This window comes from Luteibacter sp. P4_E6, from assembly GCF_056401535.1.
The window spans coordinates 1-3383 of sequence record NZ_JBFUJE010000428.1 but is presented as its reverse complement, the minus strand read 5'-3'; the positions used below and the strand labels follow the sequence as shown (position 1 = coordinate 3383).

Below are 3383 nucleotides of genomic sequence, written 5' to 3'. Positions count from 1 at the left end.
ATCCCTCGCTGATGCGTTCGAACCGGCTCGGATGCCGGTCGACCTGCGCGCGGAGGATACGCGCGCACAGCATGGGCACCAGGGTCAGCGAGACAATGCCTGAAATGACGATGGTCACCGCCAGGGTCACCGCGAACTCGTTGAACAACCTGCCGATGACGCCGCCCATGAAAAGCAGGGGAATAAGCACAGCGATCAGGGAGACGGTCAGCGACACGATGGTGAAGCCGATCTGCCCCGCACCTTCCAGCGCCGCCTCCAGCGGTGCCATGCCCTCTTCGAGGTACCGTACGATGTTCTCGATCATCACGATGGAGTCATCCACCACGAAACCCGTGGCGATGATCAAGGCCATCAGCGAAAGATTGTCGATCGAGTAGCCCAGTTCGTACATCGCGGCGAGCGTGCCGATCAGCGAAACCGGCACGGAGATACTCGGGATGATCGTGGCCGGTATGTTGCGCAGGAAGACGAAGATCACCAGGACCACCAGCACGATGGCCAGACCCAGCTCAAAGGCAGCATCGGAGACCGACGAACGGATCACGCCCGTGCTGTCGGAGACGATCTGCACCTTCATCCCCGCCGGGAGAGTCGACTCCAACTGAGGCAGTTTCGCCTTGATCTGGTCGACGGTGGCGATGACATTCGCCCCCGGCTGTCGCTGCACGTTGAGCACGATGGCCTGCGTCTTGCCGAACCAGGCACCCTGCTCCGTGTTTTGCGCCGACTGCGTCACCCGCGCGATGTCCCGCAGGTACACCGGCGCACCGTTCTGGTACGAGACCACGGTGGCCAGGTAGTCCTTGGGATCGCGAATCTGGTCGTTGCCGTTGATGGTGTAGTCGAGCTCGGGGCCGTCGAAGTTGCCCTTGGGCTGGCTGACGTTGACGTTGGCCAACAGCGAGCGCAGGTCGTCGATATTGAGCCCATAGGCCGCCAGCTTCTTCGGGTCCGCCTCGACGCGGATGGCGGGCACGTTACCGCCGGCTGGCACTACCAGGCCCACCCCCGGCACCTCGGCGATCTTCGAGCCCAGCCGGTTGTTAGCTACATCCTCGAGCTGTGGCAACGACATCGATGTCGAGGTCACGGCCAGGGTGAGGATTGGCAAGTCGGCCGGGTTTACCTTCGCGTACGTCGGCGGCGCGGGCAGGCCCGCTGGCAGCAGGCTGTTCGCCGCGTTGATCGCTTCCTGCACGTTCTGCTCGGCAACGTCGAGGCTGAGCGACAGGTCGAACTGCAGGGTGATGACCGACGCGCCCGCCGAGCTGTTCGAGGTCATCTGTTGCAGACCGGGGATCTCGCCCAGCTGCACTTCGAGCGGGGCTGTCACCGTGCTCGCCATCACCGTCGGACTGGCGCCGGGATAAAAGGTCTGTACCTGGATGACCGGGTAGTCGACAGCGGGCAACGACGACACGGGCAGGAACTTCACTGCGACCAGGCCGACGAGCACGAGCGCGAGCATCAGGAGCGCGGTGGCTACCGGCCTGAGTACGAACAAACGGGAAATGTTCATCGGATCGCGTRCCCGCCTTTACGACGCGTGACGTCGCGTCGGCGCGGCGCCCGTCGACGACCCGGCGGCGGGCTTCGCACCGGCCAGCTTCACCTTGGCGCCGTCGGTAAGGCGGTCCATCCCGTCCGTCACGACGGTCTGTCCGGCGGTGAGGCCCGAAGCGATCACCGTGTTCTTGCCGTCGCTGGGACCGAGCGTCACCTTGTGTACCGACACGGTCTGATCGGCATTGACCAGGTAGACGAAATCGCCGGGGGCGCCACTCTGCACGGCTGGAGTCGGCACGAGTACGGCCTGCTTCAGCGTATCCACCAGCAGGCGTACGTTGACGAATTCGTTCGGATAGAGCGCCTCGTCATCATTATCGAAGGTGGCGCGTAAGGTGACCGTGCCGGTAGCCGTTGCCATCTGGTTGCCCAGCGCATAGAGCTTGCCCGTCGCGATCTGGCGGCTGTTGTCACTGCTGAAGGCGGCGACGGTGAGCGTCGTATCCGCCGTGCCGAAGCGCTTCAGGACATTGCCCAGGGAGTTCTGCGGCACGGTGAACTGCACCGTGGTCGGCTTCATGGTGGTGATGGTGACGATGCCGGGCGACGTGGACTGGGTGACGTAGTTACCCGGATCGACCAGACGCAGGCCAACGCGTCCGCTGACGGGCGCGGTAATGTGGCAGTAGGCAAGATCCAGGTCGAACTGCGCGATATTGGCTTCATCGGCCTTCACCGCCGCTTCGTCCTGCTGCACGGCGAACTTCTGATCCGCGAACGTCTGCTCGGCGATCGACTTTTGCTCGTTCAACGTGGTGAAGCGCGCGAGATCGGAGCGAGCCTGGGCGAGCGTGGCCTTGTCCTTCGCCATCTGGGCTTCCGCCTGGCGCTTGTCGATCTCGTACTGGCGAGGATCGATCTGCGCAAGGAACTGGCCCTTCTCCACGTCCTGCCCTTCCTTGTAGCCGACCTCGGTGAGGTATCCGCTGAGTTGGGGCAATACATTGACGGTAGCCACCGGGGTCACGGTGCCGAGTTCGTTGAGCAGCTCCGGCATGTCACCGAGCGTGGCCTTCGCGGCACTGACCAGCTGGGGCGGCGGCGTCGGCTTCTTCTTTCCCGAACCACTGATGACGTGGAAGAGCACGAGGGCAATGACGACGACAACGACGAGCGAGACGATCAGCAGACGCCGCCCCTTGTGAGGTGGGCGCTGGGCTTGTGTCGCATCACTCATGGATCGATCTCCTGGCTTATCCGGTCGGGCTAGCTAACAGGAACGCACGAGTGCCGAATGCGTTTAATCGGGATCGTCCGTGTTTAACCTACGCTCATTCATCTGGATTCGCAGGATTTCACGACGTAAACCCCTGCGAAGCCGAAGCGTTCTCATCATTAACCCCACTTCCCAAAGGTGCTGTGATGAACGCCCTCCGCTCGATCGCCCTGGCTGCACTGGTCACCGCCGGTGCCGCCGCTGCTCCCGTTTCCGCACAGGTTTATGTCGATACCACCGTGGAAGTCGGCCCTGAGCCTGCCTGTCCTTATGGCTACTACGAGTACGCGCCCTATCCGTGCGCACCTTATGGCTACTACGGCGCCGAATGGTTCGCAGGCGGCCTCTTCATCGGCGCGGGCCCATGGTTCCACGGGCCGCGGAATTTCCGTGGTCACGTGGATCCCCGCTTCGATCCGCGCCGTGGCTACGCCCGTCCGTTGCCGCAATTGCATGAGCGCCCGGCACCGGGCACGCGATACGACAACATCCCCGGTTTTCGCGGTGGTGAAGAGCACGATGGCCGGGGCGGGAATCCTGGGCGCGGCGACGGTCGCCGCTGACCTCAAGTTCCTGCGAAAGACGCCGCTAACCGAGG

Annotated in this window: 3 protein-coding genes; 1 reads left to right on the top strand and 2 read right to left on the bottom strand. The window is 63.4% G+C overall.

Annotated elements, in window-relative coordinates; genetic code table 11:
• Nucleotides 1-1522, bottom strand: a 1522-nt coding sequence (locus tag AC1DT2_RS18595; protein WP_477297957.1) for an efflux RND transporter permease subunit, incomplete at its 3' end; no start/stop codon positions are given.
• An 18-nt stretch (nt 1523-1540) separates the two neighbouring features.
• Nucleotides 1541-2746 carry an efflux RND transporter periplasmic adaptor subunit gene (locus tag AC1DT2_RS18590; protein ID WP_477297955.1) on the bottom strand — a complete coding sequence of 402 codons (1206 nt, stop codon included), beginning with the start codon at nt 2744-2746 and terminating at the stop codon, nt 1541-1543.
• 185 nt (nt 2747-2931) lie between these two features.
• On the opposite strand from AC1DT2_RS18590, the gene AC1DT2_RS18585 reads away from it, so the two are divergent.
• A complete protein-coding gene (locus AC1DT2_RS18585) occupies nt 2932-3348 on the top strand; it encodes a hypothetical protein (protein WP_477297954.1) in 417 nt (138 codons plus the stop codon).
• Nucleotides 3349-3383 lie beyond the last annotated feature (35 nt).